This is a genomic window from Aurantibacillus circumpalustris, assembly GCF_029625215.1.
GTDB classification, from domain to species: domain Bacteria; phylum Bacteroidota; class Bacteroidia; order B-17B0; family Aurantibacillaceae; genus Aurantibacillus; species Aurantibacillus circumpalustris.
This window is the reverse complement of the sequence record NZ_CP121197.1, coordinates 2,312,601-2,329,332: the sequence shown is the minus strand read 5'-3', so window position 1 is coordinate 2,329,332 and position 16,732 is coordinate 2,312,601. Positions and strand designations below refer to the sequence as shown.

Here is a 16,732-nt window from a genome sequence, read left to right as displayed (position 1 = left end):
ACATTGTCGCCGTGGAAAAATCTAAAAAATCAATTCTGTTTATCTTCCTTACAATTCTGATTGATTGCATCGGAATTGGAATTATCATTCCTACCTTACCCGCTTTAATTCAAGGTTTAAGCGGCGAGAGCATAAGTATTGCCGCTAGTTATGGTGGTTGGCTAAATTTCTCTTATGCTATTATGGCCTTTGTGTTTTCACCTGTTTTAGGTGGTTTAAGTGACCGCTTTGGAAGAAGACCAATCTTATTGATTTCACTTTTAGGTTTAGGATTGGATTATCTTTTTTTAGCCTTCGCTCCTACTATCTTTTGGTTGTTTATTGGAAGAATTATTGCAGGCGTGTGCGGAGCAAGTTTCACAACCGCCTCAGCCTACATTGCAGATGTGAGTTCAAATGAAAATCGTGCTAAAAATTTTGGAATGATTGGCGCAGCATTCGGACTTGGTTTTATTATTGGTCCTTTATTAGGTTCCGTGTTTGGTAGTTTTGGAACCCGCATACCTTTTATTGCCGCTGCAGGATTCTCTTTACTAAATTTTTTGTTTGGTTATTTTATTTTGCCAGAATCGTTGGATAAAGATCATCGTCGGGCTTTCAGCTGGAAACGTGCTAATCCTTTTGGGTCCTTGATACAATTGGCAAAACATAAAGCGGTGATTAATCTCATTATCGTGCTTTTTATTATTAATGTGGCAGGACAAGCTATGCCAACAATCTGGACCTTTTTTTGCATCGAGAGATTTGCCTGGGATGAAAAAATGATTGGTCTTTCACTTGCTTTTGTTGGTGTAGCTATCTCCATTGTGCAGGGCGGACTCATTGGCGTTGCGTCGAAAAGACTAGGCGTTAAAAAAAGTGTTTTTATTGGCTTAGGATTTTATGTGCTTGGTTTTTTTCTTTTTTCCTTGGCAAATAAAAGTTGGATGATGTTTGCCTTTATGATTCCTTATGCATTGGGAGGAATTGCAGTGCCCAACATCCAAAGCATTTTAAGTTCTCGCGTTGGAGCAAATGAACAAGGGGAATTGCAAGGTGGATTAACCAGTTTAATAAGTTTAACCGCTGTTATTGGTCCAATTATTATGAGCAGTTCATTTACCTTTTTCACAAGAAATCCAGAATCTCTTTATTTTCCAGGCATTTCTTTTTTTATAGGCGGAATTTTAGCTTTACTTAGCTTAATAATAAGTTACTCGGTACTCAAAAAAATAAAGTTATAAATTAGGAAAAAATGCAACGTCTAAACCCAACACTTAAATATATTACTTTCAGTTTCTTGGCATTTGTTTGTTTTGCTGTAATAATGCCAACAAGCGGTCACCCCTGGGATAATTTTTGTTGGTCTGAGTGGTCTAAATATATCTACAATAACGGCTTAGGTCATGTGTTTTATTCCAGAACAGACTATTTTCCGCTCTACCATTATATTTTAAAAATATACAGTTTAATGCAAGGCAGCCCAGATGAAACTTGGGCCAATGTTCGTTATTTAAAACTATTTACACTTGTATTTCATTTTGTTACGGGGTACTTTGTTTATAGAATTACGAAATTTAAAAACGAAAACTCAGACACCACCTTGGTAAACACATTCTATTACCTTATTAATGTGGCAGTGCTATATAATGTAATAATTTGGGGACAGGTAGATATTATTTTAGCATGTTTAGTTTTTATTAGTGTTTACTATGCGGTTCAACATCAAAGCATCCTTTCGTTAGTTTTTCTTTTACTTGCTTTAAATTTCAAATTACATGCTATTGTTTTTGTACCAGTAATAGGATTGTTATTGCTACCTCGCATGATTTCATACTTTTCTGTTAAAAAACTATTTATAGGAAGTATTGTTCTTGTAGTGCTCCAGTTTTTAATATTACTACCTTTTATTATAGACGGGAGTGTGAAAAACTTGCCGCGTATTATTACAGGTTCCGTTGATAAGTTTGCTGTGATTTCTGCGTACGCATTTAACATCTGGTATTTATTATTAAGTGGCGATCTGTTCAATACGTCTGATACCACTATTGTTTTTGGACTTAGTTACAAAAATTGGGGGTTAGTCTTTTTCCTTATTTCATCTACGGCGGCACTTTGGCCTCTCTTAAAAACAGTGTACACTTGGTTTGCAAAGAAAAGCTTGCACGACTTAGCCTTAGATAAAATCATACTTATTAGTGCGCTGATCCCGCTTTTGTTCTTTTATTTCAACACACAAATGCACGAACGTTACTCGCACCCTGCCCTTGTTTTTTTAATCACATACAGCCTAATTAGCAGTAAGCCTCTATTATCAATAATTGCATCTGTAGCTTACTTTCTAAACCTTGAAGCGGAACTTCAATTCCTTAAACTGCCTAATTATGGAACTGTAATTTTTGATCCGCGTTTTATTTCAGGACTTTATCTCTTAACTATTATTGGGATATTTTTACACCTTTACGAAATAAACCTTCAACCGACGGCAAAAAAAACACAATTAAGTCACTAAAGAAATTTTATTTGAGTACAATAATTTTTTGTTTAAACCTTTCCAGTTCACCAGACGATAGAACGAAATAAATTCCTGCCGGTAAATTCGTAATCGAAACTTTATAATTATTCCCTTCATTTAGGTTTAGCTTGCTAACGGTTCTTCCTGAATTATCAATAATATCAATAGTTTCCGAAGCTAGCCCCGTAATTAAAAACTCTCCATTATTAGGATTTGGGTACACTTTAATCTGCGACTCATTACCGATTACTTCATTATTTTGAATTCCAGTGCAAGTGCTCACCGTTATCGTTTTTACCGCAGAATTCAAACAACCGTTACTGCCATCACCAGTAACGGTGTAATTTGTTGTAATTGTTGGCGACACCGTTATGCTTCCCGAGGAATAAGCTTGAGAGGTATTTGCAAGTGTATAAGAATTGCCTCCCACTACTGTTATTAATAAGGTTTCGCCATTGCATATCTTATTTACAGAAGAACTTAACGTTATGGTAGGCGAAGGTAGAACTGTAATCGAGACTGTAGCGGTACCTTTACATGTATTATTATCAATACCAACAACGGTATATACGGTAGACGTTGTAGGGTAAACGTTTCCACTTAAAGGAACAGCAGGTAACCAGCTAACTCCCACAAGATTTTGAGGACCAACAACCAAATGAACAAGTTGTCCGGAACAGGAAGTAATATTATTAAAAGGTACTACGACATTAGGAAGTGGCTTCGGGTTAATGTACACGGTTTTTGTTTGAATACAACCAGAGGTGTACGTAGCAGTAACTGTATAAACAACGGAATTCTGAGCAACAAATGTAAACGAATTACCCGAAATGGTACCAGGTTCCCATACACAGTTATTTGCACCAATCACTGATAAGTAACTCGTATCTCCAACACATAGAAAAGGTGAGCTAGGAGAATTAAGAAACAATGGCGGGGCGGGGCTTACTATAACAATCTGACTTGCCGTAACACTACAACCACTAGCGGGGAAACACGTTATAGTTATAACAGTAGATACTGTAGGGGTTATTACAACCGAATTACCATTCGCAACACCACTACTCCAGGCATAACTTGTTCCACCGTTTGCAGATAGTGTTGTAGTCATACCTGCACAAAGAGAACTAGTTCCACTAATTGTAACAGAAGGTAATGGTGTTGCATTTACCGTAAGCACATTGGAATAGACAACATTATTTGTAACTGTACTCGCAGCTCTGCGGTAATAACTTGTCTGACTAAGAGCTGCCGGCGCATAAGTTGCAGCATTGGCACCGGAAATATTGGAAAATCCACTTGAAGAAGACGTTGTTGAAGATTGCCATTGATAAGTAATTGTTCCTGCACTTACAGTTGCTGAATTTAATGAGGTTAATGCAGCTGGAATAGAACCTGAACAAACTGTTTGGCTGCCAGCTACAACACCCGGGTATACTGGCGGAGGCGGACAACAATTCCCGCCAAGAGAAACGCTATGAGTGCCCGTCCAGCAACCATACTGTACCTTGTGTGCAAAAAGTGTACTTCCTGAAAAAAATCCTAAAAAATAACCTTCTATTTGGTCAACCGTATTGCAACCACCTTGATTTGCATTATTATTACAGGAATAACCACAAATAATAGAACCATAACCATTCGAATTCACAACCGTGGCAGCAGGCGCATACACAATAGTTGTTGTGGCTGTTCCAGATGCTCCTATAATTGTTGTTGTTGGAATTGAAGTTCCACAGGAAGTGTTATTTGACCCATTGTAGCCAGCATAACGTACTTCAGTTACATTCCCCAAAAAAGTTCCCGTAAGATTAATATAACAGGCCTCGTAACTACAAATACCTATTTTTAAATTAGGGATATTTTGGTCCACATTAATAGTTAATGTCCCCCCATCGTAGTTGGTGTATAACATTAAATTTCCATTGGGATTACACACAGTTTGCGCATCAACAAACAAATTTGTTAAAAGAAACAAAATAATTAATTGGGTTCTCATGATATTAGTTTTAATAGGGTTCAGTAACATTAAATGTAGTTACGTAAGGCTTATTTAACAAGGAAAATCATATTTTTATTTGCCCTAAAATTCCATACCTTTGCCCTTTATAAACAAAACCATTAATGAAAGATATTTTCGAAAAAATTAAAGCGAATTTAGGTCCTATTGGCGAACACGCAAAAGAATCTCACGGGTATTTCACGTTTCCAAAATTAACCGGAGACATTAACCCTCACATGGAATTTCGCGGTAAAAAATTGCTGAATTGGAGTTTAAATAATTATTTAGGATTAGCTAATCACCCTGACGTTAGAAAAGCAGACGTTGAAGGAGCAGAAAAGTTTGGTTTAGCAGCTCCAATGGGAGCGCGTATGATGAGTGGAAACTCTGATTACCATGAGGCTTTAGAAAAAGGTTTATCTGAATTAGTAAAAAAAGAAGATACCATTCTTTGTAATTTCGGTTACCAAGCAATGGTTTCTGCTATTGATGCTATCGTTGACCGTCATGATGTGATTGTTTACGATGCTGAAAGTCACGCCTGTATTTTAGATGGTGTGCGTTTACACATGGGAAAACGTTATGTGTTTAAACATAATGATATTGAAGATTTTGAAAAACAAATGGTTCGTGCTAACAATCTTATTAAAGAGAATGGTAACAAAGGAGCTATCCTTGTGATTACAGAAGGTGTTTTTGGAATGCGCGGAGATCAAGGTAAATTAAAAGAGATTGTTGCTCTAAAGAAAAAATATTCTTTCCGTTTATTTGTAGATGATGCACATGGTATTGGTACTATGGGTCCTAAAGGTGGTGGAACTGGTGAAGAACAAAATTGCCAGGATGGAATTGATATTTATTTTGGAACGTTTGCCAAATCTTTCGCTTTAATAGGAGGATTTATTAGTTCAACAAAAGAAATCATTACCTACTTACGTTATAATATGCGTTCGCAAATTTTCGCGAAATCGTTACCAATGCCACTAGTTTATGGCGCATTAAAACGTTTGGAATTATTGAATGCTCACCCAGAATATCGTACTCAACTTTGGGTAATTGCAAAAAGTCTTCAAAAAGGATTAGTAGATGCAGGATTTAATATTGGTGATACCAATACCATGGTAACTCCTGTATACATGAATGGCTCTATTCCAGAAGCAACCAACATGGTAATTGATTTACGCGAGAATTTCGGGATTTTCTGTTCGATGGTTGTGTATCCTGTAATTCCTAAGGGCATGATTATTTTACGTCTAATTCCAACAGCTCTGCATACTGCTGAAGATGTTAAGTATACAGTAGATTCTTTTAGTAAGATAAAAGATAAATTGTATGGTGGAGAATACAAAGCAGATAAAATTCGTGAAGGGTTTTCGCAGGCTCTTTAAACACTAATTACACGAATTTCACAAATCCTGATTCTTAATTGAATTGGGATTTTTTATTTAAAGAAAAACCACAGAGTAAAGGAAGTAATGCACAGAGTAACACAAAGTAAATTTAACTCTCAGTGATCCTCTGTGCGAAACTCTGCACTACTCTGTGGTTAAAAACTAAGAAATCTTCTCAATCCTATAAATAGTGGTATTCACTTTTATTTCGTCAGAAATTTTTAATCCCATTAACTTTTTACCCAAAGGAGAAACCGGAGAAATAACGTAAATAACTTTCTCATCCAACTCAACTTTACCAAGCGGAACCGCAATAAAAAACAAACCTTTATTTGTTTGCACTAAATTTCCGTTAGAAATAATTTTAGAATCTTCTTTAGGGTCAATTCTCTCCAGAAGCACCAACTGCCCTTTTAACTCATCCAATTGCCAGGAAAGTTTTTCATATTCTGATTGCATGCGAGCCCTCGCAGTTTCATGTTTATCACCAGCAGAACTTTTGGTTTCATTTTCCATCGAGGCACTTATCTCGTCCATTTCAAAAGAAACCAGTTCGATTTTTCTTTCCAAAATAAACTTACAGTGTGCTGTTATTTTCTCCTTAAATGAATTCATAGTGTATTGAGCCTGTAAGTTACAGATTCTAGAACGAACAAGTGTTATTGAGAAAACGTTTTAACTTCAACCTTTATTCAATAAGGCAAAGTATTAACAATTTTTCTCCTCTTGTTAAAAAGTCAAGCTCACAAAACCTGCGAGATACTGTATCTTGGTGATCCTATTTATGAGCAAGACGAAGGAAGTAAAAGAGACCCCATTAATGAAACAATACAACACCATCAAGGCGAAATATCCTGATGCGATTTTATTATTTCGTGTGGGTGATTTTTACGAAACATTTGGCGAAGACGCTATCAAGGCATCTAAAATATTGGGCATTACTTTAACAAAACGCGCTAACGGATCAGCATCCCACATTGAGTTAGCTGGTTTTCCGCACCATTCCATTGATTCTTACCTACCAAAGTTAGTTCGCGCAGGCTACCGCGTAGCTATTTGCGATCAATTAGAAGATCCTAAAATGGTGAAAGGGATTGTGAAACGAGGTATTACAGAGCTAGTGACACCGGGTGTCAGTTACAATGATAAAATTCTTAACCACCAACAAAATAATTTTCTTGCTTCTATACATTTTGAAAATAAGGAGGCAGGGCTTGCACTCTGTGACGTTTCTACAGGAGAATTTTTAGTTACTCAAGGTTCATTAGATTACATTGAAAAACTGCTTCAGAACTTTAAACCCAACGAATTGTTGTTTGAAAAAAGCAAACGCAACGAACTTACAGAATTAGTTGGTGATCGTTTTTATTCATTCGGACTGGATGATTGGTCCTTCACCTACGATTACGGTTACGAAAGTCTTACAAAACAATTCGATACCATTTCTTTAAAAGGTTTTGGAATTGAAGATCAACATACCGCAATTAAAGCCTGTGGTGCCATTCTGCATTACCTCAGCGAAACCAAACACGATAAATTAAAACACATTAACCGTGTTAGTCGCATTGAAGAAGATAATTATGTTTGGCTAGATAAATTTACCATTCGCAATTTAGAACTCTATAACAGCAATCACGAAAACGGAAAAAGCTTGATTGATGTGATTGATAAAACTGTTAGTCCAATGGGATCACGCTTATTAAAACGTTGGTTAGCACTTCCGTTAAAAAACAGTACTGCCATCAACGAACGATTAAACGCAGTTGAATATTTTGTAAAAGAACAAGATCAACGCGAAGAACTTATTTCTGCATTAAAGGAAGTGGGAGACTTAGAACGCCTAATATCCAAAGTGGCAGCCTTTAAAGTGAATCCGAGAGAACTGGTACATTTAAAAAAATCGTTACAAGTTATTTCAGAAATAAAAGAAAAAATAAAAGCTTCTTCCAATCCCACCTTACAAAAAATTGCCGATCAACTTAATCCTTGTCAGATAATGTTTGAACGACTAGACAATGAGTTAAATGAAGAGGCTCCGGTAAGTGTTTTAAAAGGGAATGCCATTGCCAAAGGGGTAAATGCGGAATTGGATGAATTGCGTAACATCGCTTTTAACGGTAAAGATTATTTATTACAGATTCAACAACGTGAAGTAGAAAAAACCGGAATTACCTCGCTTAAAGTAGCTTTCAATTCTGTTTTTGGTTATTATTTAGAAGTAACGCACATTCATAAAGATAAAGTGCCACAAGAATGGATACGTAAACAAACACTTACCACTGCCGAGCGTTACATTACACCAGAATTAAAAGTATACGAAGAAAAAATACTTGGAGCTGAAGAAAAAATAACAGCCATCGAACATCAATTGTTTGAGAATCTTGTACGCGATTTAGCCGATTACATTCCTCCTATTCAACTCAATGCAAATTTATTGGCGCGCTTGGATGTGTTTTGTGGTTTTGCGATTCTTGCTAATGAAAATCAGTATAACCGTCCGCAGTTTGACGAAGGTTTTGCGATTGACATTACCGACGGCAGACATCCTGTAATTGAAAAACAATTGGGTGTAGGAATAGAGTATGTGAGCAACTCTGTTTATTTGGACAACGAGAACACGCAGATTATGATGATTACCGGACCTAACATGAGTGGTAAATCTGCCCTGCTCCGTCAAACCGCTTTAATTGTTCTATTGGCTCAGATTGGATCCTATGTTCCCGCGAAAGCAGCAAACCTCAGCATCATTGATAAAATATTTACGCGTGTTGGAGCTACCGACAACATTAGTTCCGGCGAATCAACGTTTATGGTGGAGATGAACGAAACGGCAAGCATTTTAAATAATTTAAGTGATCGCAGTTTGGTCTTATTAGATGAAATTGGTCGCGGTACTTCTACTTATGATGGTATTTCTATTGCCTGGAGCATTGCTGAGTTTATGCATAATCAGCCCGTAAATCGAGCTAAAACATTATTTGCAACGCACTACCACGAGCTTAATGACATGACCAATCTTTTTCCGCGAATTAAAAACTTTAACGTGTCGGTAAAAGAAAGCGGTAACAAAATTATTTTTCTTCGTAAGCTAGCAGAAGGTGGCAGCGAACACAGTTTTGGGATTCACGTAGCGCGTATGGCCGGCATGCCGAATTATGTTATTGAACGTGCAAATGTGATTCTTAAAAAATTAGAAAAAGAGCATGAGTTTGAATTGGAAGGAACAGATAGTTTAGTAATTAATGGCACCGCAAAAATCCCATCCAAAGATAAAAGTGAATTGCAATTAAGTTTTTTTCAATTGAACGATCCCATACTACAGCAAATTAAAGAAGATGTTCTAGAAATTGATATCAATACGCTCACTCCTGTTGAGGCGTTATTAAAGTTAAGCGAGATTAAGAAGTTGGTGGGTGGGTAATTAAACTTCTGTTAGTTTTTCACCAATTTTAAAACTGATTTAGTAATTAGAAAAGTTAATTCTGGTAATATCACCACAAATTAATTTATCTTTATAGTAAATTCTTAAAAAAAATCCAACATGAAAAAGCATATTCTATTTTCATTTGTAATCTTATTAATCACAGCAACTAATTTTATTGCACAAACCTTCATACCAGTTGCAGCAACAGGTTATACACTGGATGGTGTTGCAGAAAACACAACTGCCATCGGCACCACCGGCGGGGCAATGGACGGGAGCAATTTTAACTTATACAGCCAATATTACGGAACCTTATATAATCCTGTTGGTGTAGGCTTACCCAACAACGGTACAATAGTAAATGGAAGCAGAACCTATCAACTGCAAAGTTACACCGGACCGAATGTACTTTTTATTCAACCAAACTTAAAAGATTCATTAACTTTTGTTACCCCACAACCCTTTCCCATTGTGAGTCTATTGAGTTTCGCAACACAAGGAAGTGCAGTCATTAATGTGACAGTTCGCTTTACGGATAATACAACGCAGGTGTTCACAGGACTTGGCCTTGCAGATTGGTTTACTGCAAATCCATCCGTTTATAACGGATTTGATCGTGTACTACGTACCACCGGAGTTCCCGCCTATGTTGGATCAGCTGGTAACCCGCGGATGTTTGGAACAGATTTAAGTATTTTGTGCGCCAATCAGGCAAAATTCATTAAACGCGTAGTCATACAAAATACCAGTACTACCGCCTACGTTTGTGTTATGGCTGTTGCTGGAAGTGTACCAGGCTATTCGGCAAATGCAAGTGCAATGTGCACGGGAGGAACCTCTACCATTAGTGGCTCTGGCTTTGCAACATATACCTGGCAACCTGTAGGTTCGTTTTTAGGCTCAAACGCCGGAACCATTAATGTGTCACCATCCGCTACTACGATATATACTCTTAATGGTACAGACGGGAATGGGTGTCCGGGTTACACAACCATAACAGTCAATGTTAGCAGCTCTTCACCGGTTTTATCCTTAACAGGTTCTTCGCAAAGTGTTTGTCTGGGTGCGGCTGCTACTCTAAGCGCAAGCGGTGCAGTAAATTATACTTGGACAAACGGAGTAACGAATGGTGTTCCGTTTTATCCTTCTGTTACAACTACCTATTCGGTAACGGGTTCAAATGGATGCGGCAGTGTAACTTCCGTTAGAACTATTAGCGTTGGACCAATACCCGTTTCTCTCGTTAGTAGCGCAACAACCATTTGTACCAATAAAACTGCTACATTATCGATTACAGCTGCTGCAAACACCTATACCTGGTTACCTATTAATTCTATCGGCAGCAGCAGTAGTATAGTTGTGAATCCTTCTGTTACGACAATTTATACTATAACGGCTTCAGACGGCACATGTGCAGGTACTAGTACCATAAGTCTTATTGCAAAACCTTCTCCAACAGTCACTACCACATCAACTTCAGGATCTATCTGTGTAGGCACTACAGTTAACCTTTTGGCGAGCGGCGGCACGAATTATACTTGGACTCCGGTGAATTTAAACACACAAAGTATAAGTGTGACCCCTGTAATCACTACTACTTATACTGTAGTCGGTGACAATAGTTTTGGTTGTTTCGACAGTTCTACACAAATTATCATAGTAGGTTTTCAACCAACTGTAAATGCGCTCGCAACTGGTTCAGCCGTATGCGTGGGTGGATCAGCTACTCTTACTGCAAGCGGCGCGAACAGCTATGCTTGGACCAATGGCCCAGCTACCAACATATATATTATAAGCCCCACACAATTAACAAACTACACGGTAACAGGTATTTCGTCTTTATCCGGATGCAGTGAAACAAAAACCATTAGTGTTACTGTTTTTATACCAACATTAACCATTTCAGGAAATGCAACAATTTGCGCTGGTAGTCAAGCGAGTCTTACGGCCAGCGGTGCAAACAACTATAACTGGGCACAACCAGTGGGTTTACCTTTTCCAGGAATTACGGTTTCACCTTTGGTAAATACTGTTTATTCGGTGAATGCAACTGGCACTTCCGGTTTTTTAAATTGCCCCGTATCAGGTTCAATAGAGGTTATTGTTAATCCCGTTCCAACTCTAACTGCTAGCATTAAGAAAGCTATTATTTGTGTTAAGGAAACAAACACCTTAACTGCTGGTGGCGCTAATTCATACACTTGGACAAGTACAACTAATACAATAGTCGGCTCCTCGATTACCGTTACTCCAACTATTGCCATAACAGTTATCTATACAGTCACCGGTACAAATTCATTCGGTTGCGAAACAAGTCTTATCGAACAAATGCAAGTTAAAACATGTGCAGGTTTGGAGAGTTTAGACTTAAATGGTAATCACTTAAAAATATATCCAAACCCAAGTAAAGGTGATTTTATAATAGAGTCAGAAAATGATATTCAATTCAACATCATTAATGAATTAGGGCAAGTAATAAAACAGATTCAGCTTAATAACGAAAATGATTTTAAATACAGTGTATCTGGCATTTCAGACGGAATTTATTTTATTGTAGGAAATAATGTGACTATGAAAATTGTTGTAAGTAAATAATTGCTCAACATGATGACGACATTACTTTTGTTCTGCTAATAATAATTTTTCTAATTTTTTTCTTTCTACAAATTTGTTGTAATTTATCCCTTAATTAAAAGCTGGTCTTGAGAATACTAAGGGTTTAAGCGGGCAAAGGCCGATATTAAAATATTCAAATTTTGTCAAAAAAAGTTTTGCCAAACAAAAAATATCAGTACATTTGCATCCCGATCAAAAGAAATCAGAAACGAAGCCTTAAATCAGGAACACCAACCATCTCACATGCAAACAAGAGACGGAAAAAGCGAAAGTAGCTCAGTTGGTAGAGCGTAACCTTGCCAAGGTTAAGGTCGCGGGTTCGAGACCCGTCTTTCGCTCAAAAGAAGGAGCTGAAAAGCTCTTTTTTTTAATCACCTCCCGAGAGGGAAATGCCTGGGTGGTGGAATTGGTAGACACGCAGGACTTAAAATCCTGTATCTTCACGGATGTACGGGTTCAAGTCCCGTCCCGGGTACGATAAAAGTCCAGTGGACTTTTAGGCGAGAAAGTGCAAAAGCCTTCTAAGAAATTAGGAGGCTTTTTTATTTGGATTAACTGTGTGAAATTATTCTACATATGGAGTTCAAAAGGATGGATCAGGTTCAAAAGTTGTGGGAAAAGAAAACGGAATTGTATTAAGTTGAATTCGTGTTTTTATTTATATCATTATGAAAAGCTAAACTCAACGTTATATCTGGTGTTTCACCGGTATAAAATTTATTTGATTTTAAGCTGTGAAGTATATTAACCTTGGTGCATTTTTAATTAAAACAAAAAAGCCACACAAAAATTGTGTGGCTTTCGATCTTGGTGAAGCAAGCTTTGCCCTGCTTCATCGCTCCCTCTCCTGGGCTCGAACCAGGGACCCCATGATTAACAGTCATGTGCTCTAACCAGCTGAGCTAAGAAGGAATTTATCTGGTTACTAATCTCTCAAAATCTCTTTTCTCAAAGTACTTTTCCTGATTAGGGTGGCAAATTTACGTCACTTTTATGAAATAAACAATATCTTTACGAAAATTTTAAAAAAAAATAAATGAGTCTATTAGTTGTAGGTACAGTAGCGTTTGATGCTATTGAAACACCATTCGGAAAAACAGATAAAATTGTTGGCGGAGCCGCCTCTTACATTGCCCTTGCTTCTTCTTATTTTACAAAGAATATTCATTTGGTGTCGGTTATTGGAGACGATTTTCCTGAAAGTTTTTTAAATACTCTTAAAAAAGAAGGTGTTAATCTTGACGGACTCGAAATAAAAAAAGGCGAAAAATCTTTTTTTTGGAGCGGTAAATATCACAACGACCTCAACTCCCGCGATACTCTTATTACTGAATTAAATGTATTAGCCGATTTTAAACCGATAGTTCCTCCTGCAGCAAAAGAAGTTGAGTTCTTAATGTTAGGTAACCTCGCTCCAGCTGTGCAAATGAGTGTTATCAATCAAATGACCAAACGTCCAAAATTAATTGTGTTAGACACTATGAATTTTTGGATGGACATTGCTATGGACGAATTAATGAAAGTAATTGCCGTCATTGATGTATTAACTATCAATGATGCAGAGGCTCGTCAACTTTCAGGTGAATATTCTTTAGTAAAAGCTGCTCAAAAAATATTAAAAATGGGTCCTAAAACCCTTGTTATTAAAAAAGGTGAACACGGTGCTTTATTATTTCATGCTGATGAAGTATTCTTTGCTCCTGCTTTACCACTTGAAGAAGTTTACGATCCAACTGGTGCAGGCGATAGCTTTGCTGGTGGCTTTATTGGCTATTTAGCCAAAACAAAAGACATTAGTTTTGAAAACATGAAAAACGCCATCATTTTCGGAAGCGCCTTAGCAAGTTTTACAGTAGAGAAATTTGGTACCGAGCGCCTTATTGGTCTTTCACAAAAGGATGTAGAAGAACGCGTTCAGGAGTTTGTAGACCTGGTTCAATTCGATATCGCGCTATATTAATTTCACGCTTTTACAACACACTATTTTTAGTATCTTCACGTTAATAAAACCGTGCTAGTTAAACGCTTATTATATTTTTTTTGTGTCTCGCTCCTTTTTGTCTCGTGTAGCACAAAAAAAAATGCCCTCGTTAACCGAGCGTACCATAATTTAACAGCCAGATATAATGGTTATTATTACTCTGGTGTAGCCATTGATGACGGCGTTTATAAGATCGAAAAAAGCAATAAAGAAAATTTTGATAAAATTCTCCCAATTTATATTTACCCAACGCCCGAACAAGCAAAAAGTACTTTTCCCGAATTTGATAAAGCAATAAAAAAGTCATCTGTCTGTATTCAAAAACACGCCATTAAGGACAAAAAAGGTGGTGAAATTCCCTCTTCCGGTAGATGGATTGATAATAATTGGATAAATATTGGCATTGCCCACTTCTACAAACGCGAGTTTTTTAGTGCGATAGAAAGTTTTGAATATGTGGTGCGTACTTACACCAAGTCAGACGATAAATACACGGCAATGCTCTGGCTCATTAAAGCCAATAACGAAATTGGTGCGGTAAGCAGTTCTGAGCCAATTTTAGGTCTGCTGAAAAACGAAAAACACCTCAAAAAACGCATTAAAAACGAATTGCCTGTTGTTTGGGCTGATTATTATATGCGCCGCGGACAAAATACCGAAGCCATCGCAAAATTGCTTGAAGCAACACGCAATACAAGTTTTATTAATGGAATTCCAAAGAAAAAACGAGCGCGCTATTCGTTTATCATTGCACAATTATCTGAACAATCAAAGGACATAAAGCGCGCAACAAAGTATTACAAAAAAACAATTGCCTTAAAACCTGCTTATGAAATGATCTTCTATAGCAAAATTAAGCTTGCACGTTTGCTCGACGTAAAAAGAAACAACTCCGAGAAAACCAAAAAAGACCTTTTAAAAATGGCTCGTGAATTTAAAAACAGCGATTATTATGATGTTATTTATTATACCCTTGGTGAAATTGAAGAAAAAGAAAGAAACATAAAACAGGCTGTTTATTATTATAAAAAATCTGTGCAGAAAAGCGTTAACAATTCTAATCAGAAAGCTCTATCCTATCTAAAGCTTGGAGAAATTAATTTCGATCTTACAAATTACACCTCTGCCGAAGCCTATTACGACAGTACAATTGTTACTTTGCCAAAAGATCATCCGGAATATAACTCTATATTAGCCCGTAAAAAAACACTCGAAGCACTTGTAGGTCACATTAAGACTATAAGCCGAGAGGATAGCTTACAACGAATTTCTAAAATGAGTCCAAAAGAGCAAGAGGCTTTTATTGATAACCTCATTGCAGCTTATGTAAAGGAACAAGAACGTAAGGAAAAAGAAGCTGCCGCAGCGGCGCTCCTGGCTCCAACTCTTCCTAATAATTCAAATTCTAATAACGCACTCCCTGGTTTTGCGGGAAATGCGTCTTCATTTTATTTTTACAACCAAACAACTATCTCCTTTGGTCTCACAGATTTTCAAAAAAAATGGGGTGATCGAAAACTCGAAGATAATTGGCGTCGCGCAAATAAGGCCATGACAATCGAAGATAGTAAAGATGAAATTTCCGATATTGGAAAAACCAAACTCGATAGCGGCATTGTTCCTGAAAAAACAAGAGAGTTTTACTCGAAAAATCTTTACACCAACGATTCATTAATAAGAAAAAGTAATAATAGAATTATCAAAGCTTATTATATGATGGGTAGTATTTATAAAGAAGACTTAAATAATAACCGAAAAGCCATTGCAACATTCGAAGAATTAAACACCCGCTTTCCGCAAAATCATTATTTACTAAGAACGTATTACGTTTTATATAGAACCTATCTGGCAGAAAAAAACACAGCAAAGGCAGACTATTATAAAGACAAAATTTTAACTGAATTTCCCGACAGTGAGTTTGCTGCACTCATTAAAAACCCCGAAATCGCTGCGGAAATAAATGCAAAGAACAGCGAAGTGGAAGCCTATTACGAGGGCGTTTACGACGCATACAAACGAAATAACTTTTCCGAATCATATTCCATGGCTAAAGAAGGCATTTCTAAATATGGAAAAAGTCAGTTGCTGCCAAAATTTGAATTTGTACGTTCAATGAGTCTGGGTAAATTAAAAGGTATTGATACGCTTGAAACAAACTTAAAACTATTAGTTGCTAAATATCCAAAATCAGACATAACTCCACTTTCAGAAGATATTTTACTGGCCATTAAAAAGCAAAAAAATCCTGAGGCTTTTAAGCCGAAAGAAGAAATTGTTATTCCAAAAGATTCTTTTAATCTGAATTTTGAAGGGGAACATTTTATTATTGCAGTGACACCAGACAATCCTAAAATTGCTGATGAGTTTAAAACACGTATAGGTAACTTTAATGGGACTTATTATAGCGAAAAGTCATTTAATGTTTCATCAAGTCTTTTTGGTTCAAAAAAGCAATTGATTGTTATTAAATCATTCGGTGATGCTAAAATAGCAACCGAATACTACGAAAATTTTAATGCAGACCCTGATATTTTTAAAGGTGATGTGAAAAGAGAACTTTTTAGTGTTTTTCCAATTTTATCGGATAATTTGCCAATTCTTTATAAAAGTAAAAACATAGACGGTTATGAAGCTTTTTACATGGAAAGTTACAAGAAACTAAATTCAAAGAATTGACCCTTAATTCATTCAATTGCACCTGATTTAATACCTAAAAACAGGCTTTTAGTCTAAAAATTCGTGATTTTAGGTGAAAAAAGCTCAAAAACCAAAATATTCGGCTATTTTTGAGTTTTAATATAATTCAGTACTTTTAATATAAACTTTA

At 36.7% G+C, this 16,732-nt stretch carries 9 protein-coding genes and 3 tRNA genes; 9 read left to right on the top strand and 3 right to left on the bottom strand.

Translation table 11 applies throughout. The annotated features are described in order from the left end of the window. The first annotated feature begins 11 nt into the window (after window positions 1–11). Entirely contained in the window at window positions 12–1,223 is a 1,212-nt protein-coding gene (locus tag P2086_RS09725; protein WP_317896544.1) for a TCR/Tet family MFS transporter, read from the top strand. Between the two features lie 11 nt (window positions 1,224–1,234). After that, window positions 1,235–2,491, top strand: a complete 1,257-nt coding sequence (locus P2086_RS09720; protein ID WP_317896543.1) for a putative hexosyltransferase — start codon at window positions 1,235–1,237, stop codon at window positions 2,489–2,491. Between the two features lie 7 nt (window positions 2,492–2,498). On the opposite strand, the gene P2086_RS09715 is transcribed toward P2086_RS09720, so the two are convergent. Next, window positions 2,499–4,490 (bottom strand): DUF8696 domain-containing protein, encoded by a 1,992-nt coding sequence (locus P2086_RS09715; protein WP_317896542.1) that lies wholly within the window; start codon window positions 4,488–4,490, stop codon window positions 2,499–2,501. Between the two features lie 125 nt (window positions 4,491–4,615). Between P2086_RS09715 and P2086_RS09710 the strand changes: the two genes are divergently transcribed. Then, entirely contained in the window at window positions 4,616–5,881 is a 1,266-nt protein-coding gene (locus P2086_RS09710; protein ID WP_317896541.1) for an aminotransferase class I/II-fold pyridoxal phosphate-dependent enzyme, read from the top strand. A 165-nt stretch (window positions 5,882–6,046) separates the two neighbouring features. On the opposite strand, the gene P2086_RS09705 is transcribed toward P2086_RS09710, so the two are convergent. Continuing rightward, the gene (locus tag P2086_RS09705) at window positions 6,047–6,499 is read right to left on the bottom strand and encodes a hypothetical protein (protein ID WP_317896540.1); all 453 of its coding nucleotides are present in this window, start codon (window positions 6,497–6,499) and stop codon (window positions 6,047–6,049) included. 169 nt (window positions 6,500–6,668) lie between these two features. Here P2086_RS09705 and mutS point away from each other — a divergent pair, with 169 nt between their 5' ends. The 4 genes from mutS (at window position 6,669) to P2086_RS09685 (ending at window position 12,399) form a co-directional block, all read left to right on the top strand. Continuing rightward, complete coding sequence (gene mutS / locus P2086_RS09700) at window positions 6,669–9,305, top strand: DNA mismatch repair protein MutS (protein WP_317896539.1); 2,637 nt, start codon at window positions 6,669–6,671, stop codon at window positions 9,303–9,305. 120 nt (window positions 9,306–9,425) lie between these two features. Next, on the top strand, window positions 9,426–11,903 hold the full coding sequence (locus P2086_RS09695) for a T9SS type A sorting domain-containing protein (protein ID WP_317896538.1): 2,478 nt from the start codon (window positions 9,426–9,428) through the stop codon (window positions 11,901–11,903). Between the two features lie 286 nt (window positions 11,904–12,189). Continuing rightward, window positions 12,190–12,262, top strand: a tRNA-Gly gene (locus P2086_RS09690). A 53-nt stretch (window positions 12,263–12,315) separates the two neighbouring features. After that, window positions 12,316–12,399 (top strand) — tRNA-Leu (locus P2086_RS09685). 363 nt (window positions 12,400–12,762) lie between these two features. Here P2086_RS09685 and P2086_RS09680 read toward each other — a convergent pair. Further along, window positions 12,763–12,836 (bottom strand) — tRNA-Asn (locus P2086_RS09680). Window positions 12,837–12,960: 124 nt separating this feature from the next. Here P2086_RS09680 and P2086_RS09675 point away from each other — a divergent pair. Both P2086_RS09675 and porW read left to right on the top strand, forming a co-directional pair. Continuing rightward, a complete protein-coding gene (locus P2086_RS09675; protein WP_317896537.1) occupies window positions 12,961–13,884 on the top strand; it encodes a PfkB family carbohydrate kinase in 924 nt (307 codons plus the stop codon). A gap of 51 nt (window positions 13,885–13,935) precedes the next feature. Then, window positions 13,936–16,581: a type IX secretion system periplasmic lipoprotein PorW/SprE gene (gene porW, locus P2086_RS09670; RefSeq protein WP_317896536.1), complete on the top strand. Its 2,646-nt coding sequence runs from the start codon at window positions 13,936–13,938 to the stop codon at window positions 16,579–16,581. The last annotated feature ends 151 nt before the right edge of the window (window positions 16,582–16,732 follow it).